At 70.8% G+C, this 19,450-nt stretch carries 21 protein-coding genes and 2 riboswitches; of the genes, 6 read left to right on the top strand and 15 right to left on the bottom strand.

What is annotated here, in order from left to right; translation table 11 throughout:
* Positions 1 to 36: 36 nt before the first annotated feature.
* From ACFV5H_RS16400 to ACFV5H_RS16370, 7 genes are all read right to left on the bottom strand, one after another.
* Positions 37 to 2,820 carry an ATP-binding protein gene (locus ACFV5H_RS16400; RefSeq protein WP_385195342.1) on the bottom strand — a complete coding sequence of 928 codons (2,784 nt, stop codon included), beginning with the start codon at positions 2,818 to 2,820 and terminating at the stop codon, positions 37 to 39.
* 589 nt (positions 2,821 to 3,409) lie between these two features.
* Positions 3,410 to 3,769, bottom strand: coding sequence for a hypothetical protein (locus ACFV5H_RS16395; RefSeq protein ID WP_385195340.1), 360 nt, complete (start codon positions 3,767 to 3,769; stop codon positions 3,410 to 3,412).
* Positions 3,770 to 3,913: 144 nt separating this feature from the next.
* The gene (locus ACFV5H_RS16390; protein WP_385195390.1) at positions 3,914 to 4,213 is read right to left on the bottom strand and encodes an SDR family NAD(P)-dependent oxidoreductase; all 300 of its coding nucleotides are present in this window, start codon (positions 4,211 to 4,213) and stop codon (positions 3,914 to 3,916) included.
* Positions 4,214 to 4,296: 83 nt separating this feature from the next.
* A complete protein-coding gene (locus tag ACFV5H_RS16385) occupies positions 4,297 to 5,754 on the bottom strand; it encodes an aldehyde dehydrogenase family protein (RefSeq protein ID WP_385195338.1) in 1,458 nt (485 codons plus the stop codon).
* Positions 5,755 to 5,924: 170 nt separating this feature from the next.
* Entirely contained in the window at positions 5,925 to 6,323 is a 399-nt protein-coding gene (locus ACFV5H_RS16380; protein WP_385053905.1) for a hypothetical protein, read from the bottom strand.
* A gap of 55 nt (positions 6,324 to 6,378) precedes the next feature.
* The gene (locus ACFV5H_RS16375; RefSeq protein ID WP_385195335.1) at positions 6,379 to 6,555 is read right to left on the bottom strand and encodes a hypothetical protein; all 177 of its coding nucleotides are present in this window, start codon (positions 6,553 to 6,555) and stop codon (positions 6,379 to 6,381) included.
* A 602-nt stretch (positions 6,556 to 7,157) separates the two neighbouring features.
* Positions 7,158 to 7,628, bottom strand: coding sequence for a nuclear transport factor 2 family protein (locus ACFV5H_RS16370; protein ID WP_385195332.1), 471 nt, complete (start codon positions 7,626 to 7,628; stop codon positions 7,158 to 7,160).
* 161 nt (positions 7,629 to 7,789) lie between these two features.
* Between ACFV5H_RS16370 and ACFV5H_RS16365 the strand changes: the two genes are divergently transcribed.
* Entirely contained in the window at positions 7,790 to 8,233 is a 444-nt protein-coding gene (locus tag ACFV5H_RS16365) for an Rrf2 family transcriptional regulator (RefSeq protein ID WP_385195329.1), read from the top strand.
* Here the strand turns inward: ACFV5H_RS16365 and ACFV5H_RS16360 are convergent.
* Entirely contained in the window at positions 8,134 to 8,475 is a 342-nt protein-coding gene (locus tag ACFV5H_RS16360; protein ID WP_385195388.1) for a hypothetical protein, read from the bottom strand. The two genes, ACFV5H_RS16365 and ACFV5H_RS16360, sit on opposite strands and share 100 nt — an antisense overlap.
* Positions 8,476 to 8,922: 447 nt before the next feature.
* On the opposite strand from ACFV5H_RS16360, the gene ACFV5H_RS16355 reads away from it, so the two are divergent.
* The gene (locus tag ACFV5H_RS16355) at positions 8,923 to 9,282 is read left to right on the top strand and encodes a hypothetical protein (RefSeq protein WP_385059684.1); all 360 of its coding nucleotides are present in this window, start codon (positions 8,923 to 8,925) and stop codon (positions 9,280 to 9,282) included.
* Positions 9,283 to 9,647: 365 nt separating this feature from the next.
* On the opposite strand, the gene ACFV5H_RS16350 is transcribed toward ACFV5H_RS16355, so the two are convergent.
* From ACFV5H_RS16350 to ACFV5H_RS16340, 3 genes are all read right to left on the bottom strand, one after another.
* Positions 9,648 to 10,289 (bottom strand): superoxide dismutase, encoded by a 642-nt coding sequence (locus ACFV5H_RS16350; protein WP_385195327.1) that lies wholly within the window; start codon positions 10,287 to 10,289, stop codon positions 9,648 to 9,650.
* Between the two features lie 357 nt (positions 10,290 to 10,646).
* Positions 10,647 to 11,051, bottom strand: coding sequence for a (2Fe-2S) ferredoxin domain-containing protein (locus ACFV5H_RS16345; protein WP_385195325.1), 405 nt, complete (start codon positions 11,049 to 11,051; stop codon positions 10,647 to 10,649).
* A 62-nt stretch (positions 11,052 to 11,113) separates the two neighbouring features.
* Positions 11,114 to 11,240: riboswitch (cobalamin riboswitch) on the bottom strand.
* Positions 11,241 to 11,294: 54 nt separating this feature from the next.
* Positions 11,295 to 12,275, bottom strand: coding sequence for a ferric reductase-like transmembrane domain-containing protein (locus ACFV5H_RS16340; RefSeq protein ID WP_385195322.1), 981 nt, complete (start codon positions 12,273 to 12,275; stop codon positions 11,295 to 11,297).
* Positions 12,276 to 12,498: 223 nt separating this feature from the next.
* Positions 12,499 to 12,620: riboswitch (cobalamin riboswitch) on the top strand.
* A 48-nt stretch (positions 12,621 to 12,668) separates the two neighbouring features.
* Between ACFV5H_RS16340 and ACFV5H_RS16335 the strand changes: the two genes are divergently transcribed.
* Genes ACFV5H_RS16335 through ACFV5H_RS16325 form a run of 3 tightly spaced genes read left to right on the top strand, consistent with a single transcriptional unit; the run spans position 12,669 to position 15,588 of the window.
* Positions 12,669 to 13,694 carry an ABC transporter substrate-binding protein gene (locus tag ACFV5H_RS16335; protein WP_385195320.1) on the top strand — a complete coding sequence of 342 codons (1,026 nt, stop codon included), beginning with the start codon at positions 12,669 to 12,671 and terminating at the stop codon, positions 13,692 to 13,694.
* The gene (locus ACFV5H_RS16330; protein ID WP_385195317.1) at positions 13,691 to 14,806 is read left to right on the top strand and encodes a FecCD family ABC transporter permease; all 1,116 of its coding nucleotides are present in this window, start codon (positions 13,691 to 13,693) and stop codon (positions 14,804 to 14,806) included. The genes ACFV5H_RS16335 and ACFV5H_RS16330 overlap by 4 nt, the downstream gene beginning before the upstream one ends.
* Entirely contained in the window at positions 14,803 to 15,588 is a 786-nt protein-coding gene (locus tag ACFV5H_RS16325) for an ABC transporter ATP-binding protein (RefSeq protein WP_385195314.1), read from the top strand. The genes ACFV5H_RS16330 and ACFV5H_RS16325 overlap by 4 nt, the downstream gene beginning before the upstream one ends.
* Here the strand turns inward: ACFV5H_RS16325 and ACFV5H_RS16320 are convergent.
* The 4 genes from ACFV5H_RS16320 to ACFV5H_RS16305 form a co-directional block, all read right to left on the bottom strand.
* Positions 15,531 to 15,848 carry an antibiotic biosynthesis monooxygenase family protein gene (locus tag ACFV5H_RS16320; protein ID WP_385195311.1) on the bottom strand — a complete coding sequence of 106 codons (318 nt, stop codon included), beginning with the start codon at positions 15,846 to 15,848 and terminating at the stop codon, positions 15,531 to 15,533. The two genes, ACFV5H_RS16325 and ACFV5H_RS16320, sit on opposite strands and share 58 nt — an antisense overlap.
* Positions 15,849 to 15,867: 19 nt before the next feature.
* A complete protein-coding gene (locus ACFV5H_RS16315; RefSeq protein WP_385195308.1) occupies positions 15,868 to 16,326 on the bottom strand; it encodes a cupin domain-containing protein in 459 nt (152 codons plus the stop codon).
* 22 nt (positions 16,327 to 16,348) lie between these two features.
* Positions 16,349 to 16,750 (bottom strand): aldehyde dehydrogenase family protein, encoded by a 402-nt coding sequence (locus ACFV5H_RS16310; protein WP_385052743.1) that lies wholly within the window; start codon positions 16,748 to 16,750, stop codon positions 16,349 to 16,351.
* A 127-nt stretch (positions 16,751 to 16,877) separates the two neighbouring features.
* Positions 16,878 to 18,173 (bottom strand): CitMHS family transporter, encoded by a 1,296-nt coding sequence (locus ACFV5H_RS16305; protein ID WP_385052745.1) that lies wholly within the window; start codon positions 18,171 to 18,173, stop codon positions 16,878 to 16,880.
* A gap of 362 nt (positions 18,174 to 18,535) precedes the next feature.
* Between ACFV5H_RS16305 and ACFV5H_RS16300 the strand changes: the two genes are divergently transcribed.
* Positions 18,536 to 19,249: a FadR/GntR family transcriptional regulator gene (locus ACFV5H_RS16300; RefSeq protein WP_385052748.1), complete on the top strand. Its 714-nt coding sequence runs from the start codon at positions 18,536 to 18,538 to the stop codon at positions 19,247 to 19,249.
* Positions 19,250 to 19,450 lie beyond the last annotated feature (201 nt).

Raw genomic sequence — 19,450 nt, 5'->3', positions numbered from 1 at the left:
AGTACCGGGGCAGTGCTGGGACCCGACCGGTAGCTCTCACAGCCGGGTGGCCGAAGGCTCGGGAGGCAGCGCCTCCAGAGCGTCGCGGAGCCCGGCCCGCGACGTGATCCCCAGCTTCGGGAACACGCGGTAGAGATGCGACGACACGGTCCGCGGCGAGAGGAACAGACGTGACGCGATCTGCGGGTTCGACAGCCCCGTCGCCGCCAGCCGGGCGACCTCCAGCTCCTGCGGGGTGAGGGCCGTGCCGGCCTTGCCCCGGCCGGTCCGCGTCATCCCGGTGGCGCGGAGCTCCGCCTCGGCCCGGGCCTCCCACGAGCGGGCTCCGAGCTCCTCGAAGCGGCTGCGGGCGGCGGCCAGCTGCTCCCGGGCTTCGCGGTTGAGCCCTTGACGGCGCAGCCGCTCGCCGTACGCCAGATGCGCACGGCCGACCTCGAAGGGCCACTGCTCGACGCCCGGCAGCCCGAGTGCCTCCTCGAAGCACCGGGCCATGTCCTCGGGAGCCGATGTCATGGCCGTGACGGTGGCCGAGCTCAGCGCGCATCGCGACGACAGGTGGCCGACACCGGCGTCGCGCAGCGCGTCCGCGTGCCGACGCGCCTCCGCGTGCCGCCCGGAGTGCACGGCGGCCTCGACGAGGTCCGGTGCGGACCACACGGCCTCGGGGTTGAAGGGCGGCAGCACACCGGGGGTGCAGATCGCCGTGGCGTGCCTGAAGGCCGCCTCGAAGTCGGCGGCACCGAGGGCCGCCCGGGCCGCCGCCTGGTGGGCGCAGTTCTCCAGCCGCCGCAGGCCCCTGGGCCCCGACCACCCCCAGATGTCCTCACAGTGCTCCCGGCACGCGTCGAGGTCACCGAGCTGGGCCGCGGCCATCGCGGCGACGTAGTGCCCCACCTGGGCGAACAGGTGGTACCCCGTCTCCTCGGACAGTGCGACGAGCTCGTCCGCGGCGCCGGCCGACGCCTGCCACCGGCCGGCGTACAGGTCGTCCAGGGCGACGAACATCAGGGCCGGCATGCTCGATCCCACCGCGCCGCCGTCGCGTATGACCCGCGACACGGCGTCGCGACAGCCCGGAAGCCGGTCGAGGTACGAGGCGGTCAGGGCGGTGCGGATGACCACGTCGGCGTCACTCTGGTCCCTCAGCCGCGCGATCTCCTCGTCCAGGCGGCGCAGCGCGCCGTCGGTGACGGAGCCGAGGCGGTGATGGACCCGCGCCAGCGACGCCGCGGCGGAGGGCGACGCCTCGGGAAGCCGTGCGAGCACGTCGACCAGAGGCCGCCAGTGTTCCTGCCGGCCCGAGTACTGGCTGGCGAGGGTGAGGGTGAACAGCGCGGTCTCCAGCTCCTCATGCGGCGGTCCGGGCATCACCGGGGCCTGCTCGACCGCCTCCATCAGGAGTGCATGGGCCGTATCGGCGTCGCCTTCCGTGACGAGCACCAGGAAGCCGGCCGTCGCGGCCGCCGAGAGCGACCGGGCCGCGGGATTGCCCTCGACCTCACGCATGATCTCGTGGCTGACCTCCAGATGGCCTGCGACCCAGGCGGCGGCATAGGCGGCCTGCGACAGGCGGCGCCTGCGGTCCGCGCGGTCGGGGCTCAGCTCGGCCGCGCGCCGCAATCTCGCTATCGCGCCGTCGGCGTCACCGCGCCGCAGGCTGCTCCGGGCCGCCGACTCCACGACGGCGGCGACCGCCTCGTCGGGCGCCGTCGTGGCTCTGGCGAGGTGATCACCGCGCCGCTCGGGCTGGTCGGCCAGCGCGTCGGCCAGCCGGCGGTGGGCGCCGCGCCGCTGTTCACCGGTGGAACCGTCGACCACCGCGGACCTGACCAGCGGATGCCTGAAGCGCACCGTGCGGCCGTTCTCCGTGACCATGACCAGGTGGTCACGCTCCGCGGGAGCGAGTTCCTCGAGGCTGCCCGGCCCGCCGGCCGCCTCGAGGACGCCGATGTCGCCGGAGCCCTCGAGAGCCGCGAGCAGCAGTACCTCGCGCGTTCCCCGCGGCAGTCGTCCGACGCGGGCGCCGTACAGAGCGCGGACATCCCGCCCCGGGCCGCTCGCCCGCCCCGCCCCTTGGCCGTGCCGGTCGCCGGACACCCCGGTGGACCCGGCGAACTCGAGCAGCGCCAGGGGATTTCCCTGCGCCTCGTGGGCCACGGTCGAAAGAACCCGGCGGGGAAGGTGAGCGAAGCGTCGGGACAGCAGCCGCAGAGCGTCCGCGTCACCCAGCGGCGCGACCTCGAGCTCCGGCAGACCGGTGGACCGGAAGGATTCGCCGGACTCCGCCCGCTGCGCTCCGAGCAGCCCGATGCGGCGGCCCCCCAGTCTTCTGGCGACGAAACCCATCGCGGCCCGGCTCGCCTGGTCGACGACATGAAGGTCATCGACCACGAGGAGCAACGGCCGCTCCTTCGCGGCCTCGTCGAACAGGGACAGTGCCGCGTTCAGGACGGCGATCCGGCTCGGCGCGGGACCGGCGCCGAGACCGAGGGCGACCTCGAGAGCTTCCCGCATGGAACGCGGCAGACGACCGAGCTCGTCCGGCAGCGAGCCGACGAGCTGATGGAGCCCCGCGTAGCTGATGTCCGTCTCGTACTCGACACCGCTGCCGCGGACGACCCGCACTCCCTTCGCCACCGCCAGCTCGGCGGTGGCGTCCAGGAGTGCCGTCTTCCCCACGCCCGGATCACCGGTGAGCAGCAGAACAGCTCCGTCCGTCCCGGCCATGTCCAGGAACGCCGCAAGCTCGGCGAGCTCGCCCTCCCGGCCGACCAGCCCGGTCGGGCCGACGCCCGTGCCTGTCCCTGACTTCGCCCACATCCGCCGCGTCCCTCGTCCTGCCTCGCGAAGCAGTCGAAACACTAGCCACGCGCCTGACCAGGAAGTATCGCACCCGTCGGCAAACGGAGCCTGAAGCCGTCTGCTTCGCCGACATCCCCAGCTCCCGGACGAAGATCATGCAGAGCACCCGTCGGGCGCTGCAGCCCCACCGCAACGACAGCACCAAGGGCGGTCAGCCTTCCCGGGAAGCCCTTCGAGTCGGCTGATGACGGTGATGTGGGTGGCGCCGACGTTGGCGGCCTGAGCGGCGTTGAGGACCTTGGTGGTCTCGGCTCCGTCGATGAGTACGCGACCCACTCGGCGGTGCCCACGGCGTGTACGGTCGCGTGGGTCACCGCGTCCGCGCCCCGCCGTGAGGACGTTGTCCGGGGTCGTCGGGTTCGCGGTGCCGAGCGGGTGCGTCCCCGTCGTCGGCGTGAACAACGTGTCGCCGTCATCGAGCAGGTGCACCGGGCGCACGGCACGGGCGCCGTCGTACGCCGTGCCGGCCAGGTTCCCGCGGCGGCGAGGGTTCCTTCACAGAACTGGCACCGCGACGCCTTCCTCGGTGGCGGAGCCGGGCTGCTTGTCATCTGGTGAGCCAAGCTCCGAAATGCCGCTGCAGTCGGGGATTGATCTGCCAGACCATTGCTGCCGCCGCCGCCGGGACGAGTACGGCGAGTCGCACCGGCAGGTACAGATCCTCCAGAACGGGGTTCGTGGCCAGGCCCAGCAGGACGATGGTGGGGTAGATACCGCACACGGTGAGGAGCCACAGCTTCCAACGCCGGACGGCGGCCGGAACGGTGGGGCCGAGCCGGGGTTCGGCGTTCGCGGACGCGTTCCGGCTCTGCTCCCGGAGCGTGTGCCGGATGCCTGTCACTGCCGGTGGGCTCGGCAGTCCAGGATCGTCGGCACCGTAGGCATCGGAAACAGTTCTCTCGTTCATGGACCACTCCACATCGAAAAGCTGCGTATCGTTTTGATTCCATCGGTTCCTGCGCGACCGAGGCGATGCCGGCGCTGCGTGAGGGGCTGCCCGAGCGCAACAGCGGCAGCGATTGCCGGGTGGGCAGCACAGGGCTCGGACGGCTCACCGCCAGCCGCTGCCGGTATCCGTCTGCCGGCATGCCTCGGATGGTGCCGTTCCAGGTGAAGCCACACCCTCGTTGTCGACCAGCACGTCGAGGCGACCGCGCCGTGCCGCCACTTCGGCCGCGGGTCGCTGGGTCTCGGCCGGAGCGGACAGGTCGGCGATGTATTGCCCGGCCCCGAAACGCTGCGCGACCGGCACCGGTCGCTGCGGGGCACGACCGTGCGGAAGCAACTGGTGCACGGCTTCCGCAAGCTCCTCAGCCAGAGCGAGACCAAGACCGTTCGTCGCTCCGGTGATCAGAATCGAGGCCGTGGTGCACCCTTCCTGCGCAGGAGGGCTGCCCGGCGCTCAGGTGGGCGCCGGGCCAGGTGATGATCTGATCAGTGAGCGGACTGGGTGTGGTCCTGCTCCACGTACACCTTGAGGGCCTGGAACTCCTCGATCGCTCGCGGGCCGCACAGGTAGCCGTAACCGCTTCCCTTGACGCCGCCCTCCTCGAAGTCCTCGCTGATGGCCCCCCAGGTGTTGATCCATACCGTGCCGGTGCGGATGCGCCGGGCGATCCGGCGGGCCTTCATCGAGTCCGAGCTGAACACCGAGGCGGCCAGACCGTAGACGGTGGCGTTCGCCTTGGCCACGGCGTCGTCCTCGTCATCGAAGATCTCGAACGTCTGGACCGGACCGAAGACCTCCTCCTGCACGATCCGGACGTCGGTGCGGTCCACCTCGACCAGGCTCGGCCGGTAGAACGCGCCGGCGGCCAGCGGGCCGTCGGTGACCACACCGCCGCGCAGCAGTACCGTGCCGTACGAGGTGGCTTCCTCGACGATCGCGTCCACCCGCTGAGCGGACGCCCGGTCGATCACCGGGCCGAGCTGGGCCTTCTCGTCGTCGCCCGACCCGAGCCGCACCTGCGCGAGCGCGGCGGTGAGCCGAGTGCGCACCTGGTCGGCGATGTCCCGGTGAACCAGTACACGGGAGCCGGTGCAGCAGAACTGCCCGTTCATCAGCACCAGCGACTGCACCACGGTGGGGATCACCATGTCCAGATCGGCGTCGGGAAAGATCACCATCGGCGCCTTGCCGCCCAGTTCCAGACCGAGCCGCTTGAGTGTGGTGGAGGCCGCGGCCGCGATACGGCGCCCGACCGGCGTACTGCCGGTGTAGTTGATCACGTCGACCTTGTCCGAGGAGACCAGGAACGGGGCCCCGGTGCTGCCGGACTCGGTGAACACGCTGACCACGCCCGCCGGGATCTCCGGAACCGAGGCCAGGACCTGCGCGAAAAGCTCATTGGTCAGTGCCGTCTGAGCCGGAAGCTTGACCACGACGGTGCAGCCGGCGGCCAGCGCCGGGCCCAGTGCCCGCACGGTCAGCATGATGGGGGAGTTCCAGGGAGAAATGATCCCGGCGACACCGAGCGGCTCGGGCACCGAGTGGGTGTACTGGCCGGGGGCCGTCTCGGCGGCGCGCCCGGCGGTCTGGGTGCGTGCAGAGGCCGCCGCGTACCGCAGCCACCCGACCGCACCGCTGACCTCCCACGTGGTCTCGCCCAGCAGCTTGCCGTTCTCCCGGGACAACATGGCCGCGACCTCGGGCACCCGGACCTCGAGGGCGTCGGCCAGCCGACTGAGCGCGGTCGCCCGGAGCGAGGGAGTGCGCGCCCATTCGGTGGTCTCGAACGCGGCGGCGGCTGCGTCCACGGCGGCCGAGGCCTCCGCCTCGCCACCGTCGTAGAACGAGCCGACGACAGTGCCGTCGGCCGGGTCGATCGATTCCAGAACCGAGCCGGAGCCGGTCCACTGTCCGTTGATCCAGTGCTGCGCGATGGTGTTCATGGTCCGCTCCTCGTGGTCTCACCCGGGTACCGGGCGGATTCGATGTCTCCACGAGAATGGCTCGGCCGTCGTGCCGACAGCCTCCGTCAGCTGACTGACATCCGGCCGACGGCTCGCTCACGTCAGTACCGGGGCAGTGCCGAGACCCGACCGGTGGCTCTCAGTGGACGTCAAATCCGCTTCTGGTAGCGGCCTCGTCCGGGTTGAGTGAGGAAGCCTTGGCGGGTGAGGTGTCCGAGGCGGCTGCGGGTGATGCCGACGGATGCCTCGTCGGTGGGCATGCCGAGGCGTTCGTGCAGTTCACGGGCTCGGAACTCTTGATCGGGATGCTGGTTGAAGGTGTTCACGATGGCCTGGTGGGCGGTGTTCGTCCCGGGCGGTGCGGGTCGGCCTGAAGCCGGTGCGAGTTCGGCGATGACCTTCCGGGTGGTGACCAGGTTCGTGAGTCGCGCTTCGGTCTTGGTCAGGGCGGCGGTCAAGTGCTGGATCTGATCACGCAGTTCGTCGGCACGGGCTGCGGTCTTGTCGTGCTGGGCCTGGAGGCCGGCCAGGAGCTCGACGACGTTCACGCGGCCGGTCCGAGGGTGTCGCGCCAGGCTGGACTCGGTGGGGTGAGGCGCCGGGTCATGTTCGCGATCGAGGCCCAGTAGACGCGCGAGGCGGACGTGTCGGACCGGTGGGGCCGTAGATGCCGGGCAGGGGCCCGGCGAGCATCTCCAGGACCAGGCGGTGGGCGGTGAGGTGGTCGGCGAGCGCGGTGAGTTCGGCGGCGTCGCGGCCGAGCCGCTTCATCTCGTACACGGTGAAGATGACACGGCGGTGCGGGGCGTGGGCCTTGACCTCCCGCGCCGTACGAGCGTCTCCTCGAACCGGGCCCTCCGCGGACGCGGGTGCTGATCTTCTCGCTGAAGATCTTGTCCTTCGGGATGCCGTGGCCCGCAAGGCGTCGAGCTGGGAGTCGTCGTCCTGCCCGAGGGCGGAGCAAGGGGCGCGGGTGGTGCCGTCTCTTACGCCGGCCTCCGCGCCGGTTCTCGGGATCGTCGCGGACTCATGGCAGGCCGAGCCCTCCACGGTCCGCGCACGCGTGGAACTCGTCCACGGTCAGCGTCGGATGCGCAGGGCTTGGCGGCATGGGGAAGGGCAGTCCGGCCCCGCGTACCTCGATGATCTTTGGGGTGGGGTCTCGTCGCAGCCGTGTGTCCCGTGGAGGCGGGCCCGGAGAACGTCACTCGATGTGGGTCGTCGCCCTACCTGCCGGCCAGGGCCGCTGATACTCGATGAGTCGGCCTGCCGGGTCGTGTCGGCGGCTGGGTGCGAACAACAACTTTGTTCAAGAAGCAGCGCCGGGTATGCGGCCCGAAGAAGGGATCGTCTTGTCGCATACTCGGCGCTGACCGGCAGAGTTACGCCGTCGTGGCTGCTGTCTCGGTGGCTTCGACTGCGGACTTGAAGTCAGGGTGGACCCCGATCTGATCAAGCCACACGCTCATCGAGTTGTAGCAATTGAACCTTTCGATCTTTCCGTCACGGAGGTACCAGAGGTCCGCCGCCGGCACGTCGATCCGGTTCCCGGTCGGTGGGATCTCGCCGACCGGAGTCGGAAACCCTCCGAGATGCGTGCCCTGGATTCGCAACTCGACGGCGACGACATCACCGAACGCATGTACCTCGAGCAGCTCACGGTGTACATCGGGGAACGAGCGGGCGAGGCCCGCGATCACCTGAGGAATCTGCTCTCCGCGGAAACTCTGCGAGGTCGACATGTCGTTGAACGACCCGTCCTCGGTGAACAAGGCCAGGAAACCGTCACCGTCGAGAACGTTCCCTTCCGCGAGCCGGTAAGCCTCGCGAATGATCTTTTCGTTACTTTCCATTCCTGTTCTCCTTCGAGTTCGCAACACGCTCAGGGTCCGCGCTTGTCCTTGATCGACCCTTCCCGGCTGTCGTAACGATAATTGTTACGGCAGATTGTCGCAACTTTCACTGTTACGACTACGCTGTCGTAACATGGAGTGTTGCGACCGGAAGAGGGATCATGAGCGCCAACAGCAGGCTGACCATCGCCGCCCATGCGCTGGCCTGGATCGGTCTCTACCAGCGCCAGGGCCACGAGGTCGCCACCTCCGAGCAGATCGCGACGAGCGCGAACACCAACCCCGTGGTGATCAGACGACTGCTCGGCGAGCTGCGCAGGGCCGGGCTCGTGGAGTCCCGTCGGGGCGCGGGCGCGGGCTGGTCGCTGGCACGCGAGCTGGAGTCGATGACCCTGCTCGACGTGTACGAGGCAGTGGAACCCGGCCCGCTGTTCGCGATGCACCGCACCACCCCGGACCAGGGATGCGTGGTGGGTCACGGCATCCAGCCGGCGATGCGGGGCATCTACGAGGGCATCGAGGAGACCCTGAGACACGAACTGGCCCGCGTCACGCTCGAGAAGGTACTCGGGGACGTACTCGCGGCACCTCGCCGGCCTCTCTGATCAGCTGGGCGACCCCGTGCGAACCGTAGGGTTCGGCGTGGGTTCTGCCCACCGGGGCGGAGTGACGTGAGCGTGTGCCGCCGCACGAACTCCACCACCTGCTCAGGCACGTCCTCCAGCGCCGAAGAGCACCCCATGCGCTGATACGACTTCAGCATCGGCAACAAGGCCGGCAGATGCTCGTCCCCGTCCGTCGCCCCGGCCGCCCACTCCAGCTCGTCACGAGTCGGCGAGAAGAACAGATGCAGCTCATGCGCGGTGATCAGCCGCTTGAACCGCGGATACGCGGTCCGCTCGATCGAGGCCGCAACCCACCCCAGGCCCCAAGGCGATGGTCAACATCACCACCAGCGACGCCGAGCCGAACGGGTGACGGGCCGGACGCTCACGGCTTCAAGATCAACTCGTTGCCCCTTTGACGCGTATCCGGGTCACACCCCGAGAAGGGCGCCGACACCTACACCTACGACCTGGCCGGGCATATCTCCGCCGCCACCGTCGCGGGCACCGCCTACACCTACGACCACGATGCCAACGGCAACCAGGTCGCCACCCTCAGGAACGGCGCGGTCACCCACGCCCAGACCACGCCGTACATATCGCCCTACGCCTACGCCGACAACGCCCCCACCCTGCTCACCGACCCCAGCGGACTGACCCCCGACGACCCGAACGACGGGGAGTCCGAAGTGCGTCGAACTCGGTTCCCCGTAGTAACGTCCCCCGCCCGGCTCGACCGCGGCTCTGCGCCATCCCGTCAGGCCGCCGATTCCGACGAGGGCGATCTGCTGGGTCAGTTCTTCGGCGGCTTCGGCGTACAGGTCGGCGAGGGCGTCGCAGCCCTGCTGGCGCAGCATGGATTCGGCGCGGTGGAGGCGGTAGGCGGGGCGGACGGGGAGGTACTTGCCGACGAAGACGCTGGCGCCGCCGTTCTCGCCGGTGAATGCGTCGTGCAGGTCCCCGGCGCGGACGAAGGGCGACTTGAAGACGTCGACGAACGCATCCCCGACGATGCCCGCTTCTTGCCCTCCTGGGCGCGGCGTTCGTAGTACGCCTGGGTGCGCGGGTCGGGGCGCGCCCGGTGAAGACGATGCGGTGCAGGGCGGCGTCGGCCCGCGGTCGCCGCCGCGGTTGAGCCGGCGCGTACTACCTCAGCCGGAGGAGTAGACGAAGAAGCCGCGACAGTGCCGGTCTTGGCTTCCCGGACGGCCCACCGTGCGTTCGGTCCACGGTGGCCGGGCGCGGGAATCACGGCGCCGTAAGTGCCGGCCGGTTCGAACGGGTCCAGGACTCGCGTGCAGAGGCGAGCCCCGGACACGGCGGAAGGGCCCCCGGCCGGGGGCCCTTCCTTGTGCCGCCCGCAGGTGAAGGTTGAGAAGACGATCACGAGCAGGACGTCATACGGCCCCCGCGGTCAGGGGTTCAGCAGCAGCACGTCGGCGCGGGCCTTGGCGGCCTCGTAGCGCTTCGCCACGTCCTGCCAGTTGACGACGGCCCACATGGCGTCGATGAAGTCGACCTTCTGGTTCTTGTACTGCAGGTAGAAGGCGTGCTCCCAGGCGTCGAAGACCAGGATCGGCACGGAACCCTGGCCGACGTTGCCCTGGTGGTCGTAGACCTGCTCGACGATCAGCCGGCCGCTCAGCGGCTCGTAGGCCAGCACGCCCCAGCCGGAGCCCTGGGTGGTCGCGGCGGCCTTGGTGAGCTGCGCCTTGAAGCCGGCGAAGGAGCCGAAGGACTCGGCGATCGCGTCGGCGAGGTCACCGACACCGTCGGCGGCCAGGGGCTCGCCGCCGCCGTCTCCGGTCATGTTGTGCCAGTAGATCGAGTGCAGGATGTGGCCGGAGAGGTGGAAGGCCAGGTTCTTCTCCAGACCGTTGATCGAGCCCCACTGCTCCTTGTCCCGCGCCTCCGCGAGCTGCTCCAGCGTGTCGTTGGCCCCCTTGACGTACGCGGCGTGGTGCTTGTCGTGGTGCAGCTCGATGATCTGCGGGTTGATGACCGGCTCGAGCTCCGAGTAGTCGTAGGGAAGCTCCGGGAGCGTGTACACCGCCATGTCTGACATCCTCCGACGCTATTGCAACTGATGTGCAGTTGCACGCTACCAGCAGTAGCGGCAATTGTTGATCAGGCGATGGTTCTGGGACCGGTGTCGCCGGGACCCCGGCCGGCGTACGACGAATGGCGGCGCGGCCGGCCTCGCGTTCACCGCTCGGTCCCACCTCGCTGCCGCGAACTCCGGAGCGGTGGCGGCCTGTTCATCATGTTCGGTGCGGATGCCGGCCGTCGCCCCGTCCGCCGACCCGCAGGGCGAGAAGCCGCCGAGGCCCGCCACGTCGTGCAGGGCGGCGACGGACGCACGTGAGGCACAAGCCTCGTGCACGGCTCCTGTCCTCCCTCCGGCTCCGTACGGTCAGGAGGCCGTACGCCGTCGCGGCGGCGTGATGGCGTACAGGTCGAGGATGTCCGGCCGGGGTGCGACGCCCGGTCCGCCGGCGCGTGCCCAGGCGGCGATGTCCTCGGTCGCGTCCGGGTCGTTGACCAGTCCGAGCCAGACGGGCCGGGCGCCGGCGGCCCGTCCCTGCGCGGAGGGCTGGACGACGATGACGTTGGCGTGTTCGCAGGCGTCGAGGCAGGCGGACACCCGCACCGGCACCTGGGCGCGCAGACGTGCCGTCTGGGCCGCGTGGTCGACGCCGGTCACCTTGGGGCTGCCGCAGCAGCAGTCGCGGCACACGACGACGCGGCACGGCACGGGGCCGGCCGCCGCTTCGGTCCGCGCGTCGTCTGTCGTTCGTCCGGTCGGCGTTGCGGGCATGCGGTGCCGTCCCTCTCTCCGGGGAGATCCGCCCCGATGGTCCGTCGAGGAGGCGACCGCGTGAGTCTCCTGGCTCTCGGGTCGATGCTCGTCCCGGCCTTCCCACCCGCTGCCGGGCAGTGGCCCGTCGGGACTCGCTCGCCGATCACAGTGGCGGGACCGCACCGGATTCACACCGGCTTCCTCGTTCCGCCGTCGCCCTGTCGCCGGCCATCATCCCATTCCGGGGCGCCGTACCGGCCGTCAGTCCGTCTCCTGGGCGTGGGGGGCCGTCGCGGGCGGATGGGTCGGACGGTCCCGTCCGCCGTCACGGCCGGACACCACCACGGCGACCAGTCCGACGACGACGGCTGCGACGGCGACCCGTCCCGCCGCCCGCACCCACCACCCCGGCCGGGCCGCGTCCCCGCCGGGGGAGCCCAGCCGCTCGGCCCGTCGGGCCGGTCTCAGCAGACGCAGCAACAGCAGTACCGCGACCGGCAGTTGCAGCAGCCACAGGACGGTGCGCGGCCACTCCCCGTACCAGACGTTGGTGCCGTAGAGCAGCGTGTGCCACACGCTCAGCACGTAGACGACGATCACGAAGCGGTGCAGCCGGCGCCAGGTGTTCGCTCCGATGCGGTGCCGGACGTAGAACAACAGCCCGAGCGGGATCGCCAGGTACAGGGCGCCCTGTCCGAGCGGGATGGCGATCCTGCCGGTGCCGGAGTCGTACCAGCCGGGCACGAAGCTGTCGGCGAAGGCCACCCACAACCGTTCCGCCCAGTCCACCTTCGTCTCGTAGCGCACGAGTTCCGCCGCGAACATCAGCGCGTGCGCGAACATCAGCGCCATGGTCGTCAGGCTCGTGGTGCGGTGCCAGCGCTCCAGCACCTGCCGGGAGACCGGCAGCCGGGCGGGGCGCGGCCCCGACAGCAGCAGACCGAGCATGACCGTGCCCCACGCCCACAGCAGCCCCGACCAGCCGAACGCCTGGCTGAGCAGGTACATCCAGTAGGTGCCGGGGTCGTCCATGAACGGCATGACCGCGACGGTGTCCGAAGCACCCGATTCCATGCGCGCCCACAGGAGGGCGAACACGAGCGCCGTGACCACCACCGCCGCGGTGGCGTCGGGCAGGGCGGACCGCAGATCGCCGCGCAGAGCGACACGGTCCCCGGGAAGCCGTCGCCTTCCGGGCGGGGCTGCTGCCTCTTCTTCGTCCGGCCTCGTGTCTGACGTCATCAGGGGCCTCCCGGGCACGGGCCACCGCAGCGGCGGTGCGCATGTGGCGTGAGGCAACAAGTCTGAACTGAGGGGATGGTGATGCCCGAGGCGGTATCCGGCCAGACTGGCCGTGTACGCCGTCGAACGTGCCTCCAGCGCGTTGCGTGCGGCAGGGGCCGCACGCCCTTTTGCCGTCGACTCGGGGAAACGTAGGATCACCTGGTCATCGCCGCGACGGGAGACAGGAAGCCGGTGCGAATCCGGCACGGTCCCGCCACTGTGACCGGGGAGCGCCCCTCCGACATGCCACTGCGCACCGCGCGGGAAGGCGGAGGGAACGTCGATCCGGGAGTCAGGACACTGGTCCGTCGCGGGCCCGATCCGAGGAGCGCGGACTCCAGGAGGCTTCACGTGTCCCAGCTGTTCACCCCTGCCCGCACGCGCGGGCTCCTTCGTGCCACGGCCGCTGCCGTGGCTCTTTCGTCCCTGCTGCTGACCACCGGCTGCGGTTCGTCCGACGAGGGCGGCGGGGACGCGAAGGCCACCGCCGCCGCGCCCACGGGCTTCCCGGTCACCATCGACAACTGCGGCGTGAGGACGACGTACGACAGGCCGCCGTCGCGGGTGGTCACCGTTCACCAGCACCCGGCGGAACTCATGCTCGCCCTCGGCCTGAAGGACCGCATGGTCGGCACGGCCTTCCCCGACTCCGCCGTCCTGCCCGAGCTGAGGAAGGACTACGAGGCGATCCCCGAACTGGCGGAGAGGGAACCGTCGTTCGAGAAGATCCTGGACGCCGGACCCGAACTCGTCTACGGCGGCTACGGCAGCGCCTTCGCCGAGAACGAGGGCCGCTCCCGCAAGGCGTTCGCCGACGCCGGCATCGACACCTACCTCAACCGCGAGTACTGCGGCAAGAAGCGGGTGACGATGAAGGACACCTACGACGAGATCCGCACCATCGGCACGATCTTCGGTGTCCCGGACCGGGCCGACAAGCTGGTCGCGGACCTCGAGGGCCGCGTCGGCAAGGCCGCCGGCAAGGTGAAAGGCGAGCCCGAGGTGTCCGTCTTCGTCTACGACAGCGGCGACAAGAGCGCCTTCACCGCGGGCGGCAAGAGCCTGGGCACCGAGCTGATCCGGCTGGCCGGCGGCGAGAACGTCTTCGCCGACCTCGACGACGTCTTCGGCGACGTCTCCTGGGAGCAGGTCGTCGAGCGCAAACCGGAGGTCATCGCCGTCTACGACTACGCCGGCGCCGGAAGCGTGGAGGAGAAGAAGGAGTTCCTGCTCTCCCAGCCCGCGCTCGCGGACGTACCCGCCGTCAGGAACAAGCGGTTCGTCGTCCTGCCGCTGACCGCCACCCTGGTCGGCATCCGTTCGGCCTACGCGGTCGAGGACCTGGCCCGCGGACTGCACCCCGCGAGCTTCCGGTGACCCAGGCCGCCACCGGCACGCCCACCGAGCGGACGGTTCGACGGCGGAAGGCCACCGGGTCAGGAACAGGCCGTACACGGTTGGCCGTCACGCTGCTGGTCCTCACCGCCCTCCTCCTCGTCTCCGCGACCGCGGGCCTCGCGATCGGCTCCGTGCACGTGCCGCCCGGCCAGGTGTGGGGCATCGTGACGCACACGCTGGGCGCCGACTGGCAGCAGCCGGACTGGTCACGGGCCCGGGAGACCATCGTGGTGGACGTGCGGGCGCCGCGGGTGCTGCTCGGCGCGGTCACCGGCGCCGGCCTCGCGGTGATCGGCACCGCCCTGCAGGCCCTGGTGCGCAACCCGCTCGCCGAGCCGTACCTGCTCGGCGTCTCCTCCGGTGCATCCCTCGGCGCGGTCTCCGTGATCGTGTTCGGGGTCACCCTCTTCGGGCCCCTCTCCCTGTCGGTGGCCGCCTTCGTCGGAGCCCTGGGCGCGCTCCTACTCGTCTACGCCACCGCCCGCACCGGCGGCCGCATCACCTCGTCCCGGCTGGTGCTGTCCGGAGTGGCCATCGCCGCGGTGCTCACCGCGGTCCTCGATCTGCTGCTGCTCACCACCGACCGCGGCAACGAAGCCCGCGCGGTCCTCGCCTGGACCCTCGGCGGCCTCGGCGGCGTCAACTGGGGCACGCTGTGGCTGCCGAGCACTGCCCTGCTGCTCGGTGTCGGCGTCCTCCTGGCACAGGCCCGCAACCTGAACCTGCTGCTGGCCGGCGAGGAGGCGGCCACCACGATGGGGCTGGACGTGGCCCGCTTCCGCGCCCGGCTGTTCGTCGTGCTCTCCCTCGTCACGGGCGTGCTGGTCGCGGCGGCCGGACCGATCGGCTTCGTCGGTCTGATGATGCCCCACATCGTGCGCCTGTTCGTCGGCGGCGACCACCGCCGGGTCCTGCCGACGGCGGCACTCGGCGGAGCGGTCTTCCTCGTCTGGGCCGACATCGCCGCACGGACGATCGCCGCGCCGATGGAGATACCCGTCGGCGTCCTCACGGCCCTGTGCGGCGGGCCGTTCTTCCTGTGGCTGATGCGCCGGGACGCCCGGCGCGGCACCGACCGAGGAGTGGCATGACCGCGACCGAACTGAGCGTCGACGGCGTCACGCTCACCGCCGGGGCCCGCCATCTGGTGCGTGACGTCTCCCTGACCGCCCGCCCGGGCGAGACCATCGGTCTCGTCGGCCCCAACGGCAGCGGGAAGTCCAGCCTCCTGCGCACCGTCTACCGCGTCCTGCGCCCCGACACCGGCCAGGTCCGCGTCGACGGCAGTGACGCCTGGTCGCTGCCGGTGCGGCAACTGGCCCGCACCGTGGCGGCGGTGGTCCAGGACTCGGCAGCCGACTTCGACCTCGCCGTCCGCGAGGTCGTCGCCATGGGCCGCACCCCGCACAAACGACTCCTCGCCGGCGACACCCCCGAGGACGCCGACCTCGTCGACTCCGCGCTCCTCGCGGTCGACGCCGTCCACCTGGCCGACCGCCCCTTCGACCGGCTCTCCGGTGGCGAGCGCCAACGCGTCCTCATCGCGCGCGCCCTCGCCCAGCAGCCCACCCTCCTCGTCCTCGACGAACCCACCAACCACCTCGACATCCGGCATCAGCTGTCCGTGCTCGGCACCCTGCGCCGCCTGCCCGCCACCGTGCTGCTCGCCCTGCACGACCTCAACCTGGCCGCCTACTACTGCGACCGCCTCTACGTCCTGCACGACGGTGAGGTCACCGCCTCCGGAGCGCCCGCCGAGATCCTCACCCCCCGACTCCTGGCCGAGGTCTACGGAGTGGCGGCGGAAGTCGCCACTCATCCGCGCACGGGCGCTCCGCAGGTGACGTTCCTCCCCGAAGAACCACGCGGTTGAAGGGCCGACCCGGTCCTGCCCCGTGCCCGTCCTCGCCACTTGGCGAAGCCCTCGGAGCCGCGGAAGGCGACGGTGTGGTGCTCGACCGTCTCCCAGCGGACCGTCAGCCGGTAGCGCGAGAGGTGTTCGGGGCTGCGGTGCAGATCGACGCCGTCGCAGTCGTCGGCCGCGAGGAAGTAGGGAAGGGCCTGGGCGACGGCTTCCTCGAACTCCTTCTCCCGACCCGGCCGGACCTCGATCCGGGCGATTTCGGTGATCACGTGGTGCTGCTTCCTGGGGTCAGTCGCGGTTCTCGGCGGCGGCCTTGGCGTGTTCGGCGTCGACGCGCGCGGTGACGCCCGTCTCCACGAGGGTGCGGGTGGCGTCGACGGAGGCGTAGATCCACAGGATGCGCATCGGCTCGGTGGCGGAGGCGTTGCGGAAGCGGTGGGGGGTGCCGGCGGGGACGTAGGTGGTGTCGAAGCGGGTGACGTGGTGTTCGGTGCCGTCGATCTCCACGACGGCGTCGCCTTCGAGGATGGTGACGCTCTCCGGGCAGTTGTGGGTGTGCGGGGCGATGCCCGCGCCGCCGTCGAAGAGGGTCTGGCCGGTGAGGAAGACCTCGGCGCCGACGGCCCGGGTGACCAGGGGGATGGTGCGGGCGCCGCCGCCGCGGCTGAAGGCGGTCAGCTCGGCGGGTCGCAGCACGGCGGGCGGGAAGGAGGCGAAGCAGGGCTCGTCGGTGGGGTGCCGGTGCACGGAGTTCTCCAGGTGGGGGTGGTCAGGCCGCCGGGCCGATCCGGACGGTCTTGGTGTTGGTGAACTCGCGGATGCCCTCGGCGCCGAGCTCGCGGCCGTAGCCGGACTTCTTGATGCCGCCGAAGGGCGGGCGGGGGTCGGAGGCGACCATGCCGTTGACGAAGACGGCGCCGGCGTCGATGACGCGGGCGATGCGGCGGGCCCGGTCCAGGTCGGTCGTCCACAGGGCGGCGCCCAGGCCGTACTCGGTCCGGTTGGCCAGGCGGCCCGCGCCGAGGCCGCCGCGTCGAGGATGCCGTCGACCTCCTCGGCGGACTGCGGTGTGCAGCGGGCGAGTTCGGTACCGGTGGCCGGGTCGGTGGAAACGATCACCAGGAGGTCTCTCCGGTGTGCTCGACGGTGCGTCGGATCCCGGCCGCGGCATCGGCGGTGCCCGGTGCACCGCCGGTACCGCGGGCTCGGGTGGCGGGGTTGTCCAGCACGGTGCCGACCGCACCGGTGACGGCGGCGGCCCGCCGGACACGGGGAAACCCACGGGATGTCGCGCCGGCTCAGGTGACGCTGATGGCTCCGGTGAGGAGGGCGAAGGCGATGTAGGCGAGGGAGACGAGGACGCCCCAGCGCAGGGCGTGCTTCTGGAAGTCGCCGAGTTCCGCCTTGACCAGTCCGAGGAGGACCCACAGGGGCGCGCTGGTGGGGCCCATCATGTGCAGGATCTGACCGATGGCGCCGGCCCGGGCGATCTCGTTGGCGGGGATGCCGTAGTGGGCGGCGGATTCGGCGAGGACGGGGACGACGCCGAACCAGTAGCCGTCGTTGGACATGAAGAAGCCGAGCGGCAGGGCGAGGATCGCGGTGAACAGCGGGATGACGCTGCCCCAGCCGTCCGGGACGATCGAGAGGGCGGCGTCGGCCATGGCCTTGATCATGCCGGAGTCGGTCATGATGCCGGTGAAGACGCCGGCGGCCAGGACGAGGATCATCACGGGGACCGCGTTGGACGCCTGGCGCTTGATGAGCTCCTGCTGGTCGCCGATGGAGCGGATGTTGACCAGCAGGGCGATGACGAACGCGACCATGAACAGCACCAGGAGGTCGGCGACCTCGGCGATGAGCAGCACCATCAGCAGCAGGGTGAGAGCGGCGTTGAACCACATGCGCCAGTCGGCCTCGACCGGCTCGAACGCCTCGCCGGAGGCGATCTCCAGCTTGTAGGCGGCCAGCTTCTCGGCGTCGAGCTTGCCGCGCTCGCGCAGGCCGAGCCAGTAGGCGACGGCGATGATGGCCAGGCTGGTGAGGGCCATGGGGCCGATCATGTGGACGAAGTACTCGGTGGCGCTCAGGTGCAGGACGCTGATGCCGCGGGTGGCGGCGCCGCCCCAGGGGGTGGTGCCGGAGATGGTGCCCAGCGACATGGCCGCCAGGGTCGCCAGGATGAGGGGGTTCATGCCCAGGCGCCGGTAGACGGGCAGGAACGCCGAGCAGACGATCATGTAGCTGGTGGTGCCGTCACCGTCGAGGGCGACGCACAGCGACAGTACGGCGGTGCCGACGACGATGCGGACCGGGTCGCCCTTGGAGGCGCGGACGATGGCCTGGACGATCGGCTCGAAGAGCTTGCACTCCATCATCAGGCCGAAGTAGAGGACGGCGAAGAGCAGCAGCGCCGCGGTGGGCGCGACGGTGTCCAGACCGTTCATGATCATGTCGCCGAGCTCGGTGCCCTTGCCTGCGACGGCGGCGGCGGCGATCGGGGTGAGCATGATGGCGGTGAACGCGGAGAGGTGTTTCCGCATCACGAGCAGCATGAAGCTGCCCAGGGTGGCGAAGCCGAGGACGGCGAGCATCGTTGCTCCTTGGGGCAGGGCGGAGGGCCGCCGGTCTGGCGGCGGCGCAGGACGGCGCGTGGGTTCAGTGCGTGTCGGTTCGGGCGACGACCGGCAGCGCACACGGGGCCGTACTCGGCTCGTGCGTCGGGTCGGTCATGGTACGTGCGGCTCCTGTACGGCGGCTCGGCGGGCGCACGGGCGTGGCGGGCGGTGGCCCGGGGGGAACGTCAGGGGTGCGCCTGGCATGACTGGGACATCCGGGGCCGACACGGGGAAGGACGGGTGACTCGGACCCGTCGACTTCCGGACAACCGGTTTACCGGATTGCCGGTAGGTAACTAGAATCCGGCCATCGCGTCAATACCGAAGTGAGGAAATCGATGGCCGAACTCGCCAGGATCACGGTCGAGCCGCGTGAGCCGCTGGCCACAGAGGTCTCCCGCCGCCTGATCGACTACCTGATGTCCGGCGAGGTCCAGCCCGGCGACCGCATCCCCTCGGAGCGGCAGCTGACCGAGATGCTCGGGGTGAACCGGCCCACCGTGCGCGAGGCGATCAAGTCGCTCGGCTTCCTCGGCCTGCTGGAGATCCGGCAGTCCAGTGGGACGTACTTCCGCGGCACCGACTCCGACGTGCTCTACCGCCTGTTCGAGCTGGGGCTCGTCCTCGGCGAGCGGGGCGCCCGGGACATGGTGCAGGCGCGCGCCGAGCTGGAGGTCGTCGTCGCCGGCCTGGCCGCGCAGACGCGCGACGAGGCGGGCGTCGAGCTGCTGCGGGCCCGCCTGACGGCGATGCGGGAGTGCCCGGACGAGGAGTTCCCCGAGGCGGACACCGCCTTCCACGCCGCCCTCGGCGAACTGGCCGGCAACACCGTGCTGCGGGACATGCTCAAGGGCATGCGCGCGATGATCCAGCGCGGCTGGGTGGAGCGCACCGGGGCCGTGCGCTCCCGCGAGGTCGCCTACGGCGACCACGTGCCGATCTTCGAGGCGGTCGCGCGCGGCGACGCGGACGCCGCCCGTACGGCGATGGCCCGGCACATGGACGGCGCGTCCCGGCGCCTGATGAAGGCGCTCGAACAGCGCGAGGGATAGCGGCCGCCGCCAGGCGCCGGGCCGGTCCCGGCGCCCCGCGGCCCACCCGCACGAACAACCGGTTGACCGGTTAACCGGTTAGGCCTACAGTGGCGGCGCGGCACCGCGACACCACGCTGCCGTCCCCCGTCTCGGGCCTGTTCCCCCGCCGTCACGGACGTTCCCGCGCCGGCCGGAGAAGACCCGCGGTCGGGACCCTTG

The sequence above is a fragment of the Streptomyces sp. NPDC059787 genome (genome assembly GCF_042732315.1).
GTDB classification, from domain to species: Bacteria; Actinomycetota; Actinomycetes; order Streptomycetales; family Streptomycetaceae; genus Streptomyces; species Streptomyces atrovirens.
The sequence above is the reverse complement of the archived record's forward strand: the minus strand, read 5'-3'. Positions and strand labels throughout refer to the sequence as shown.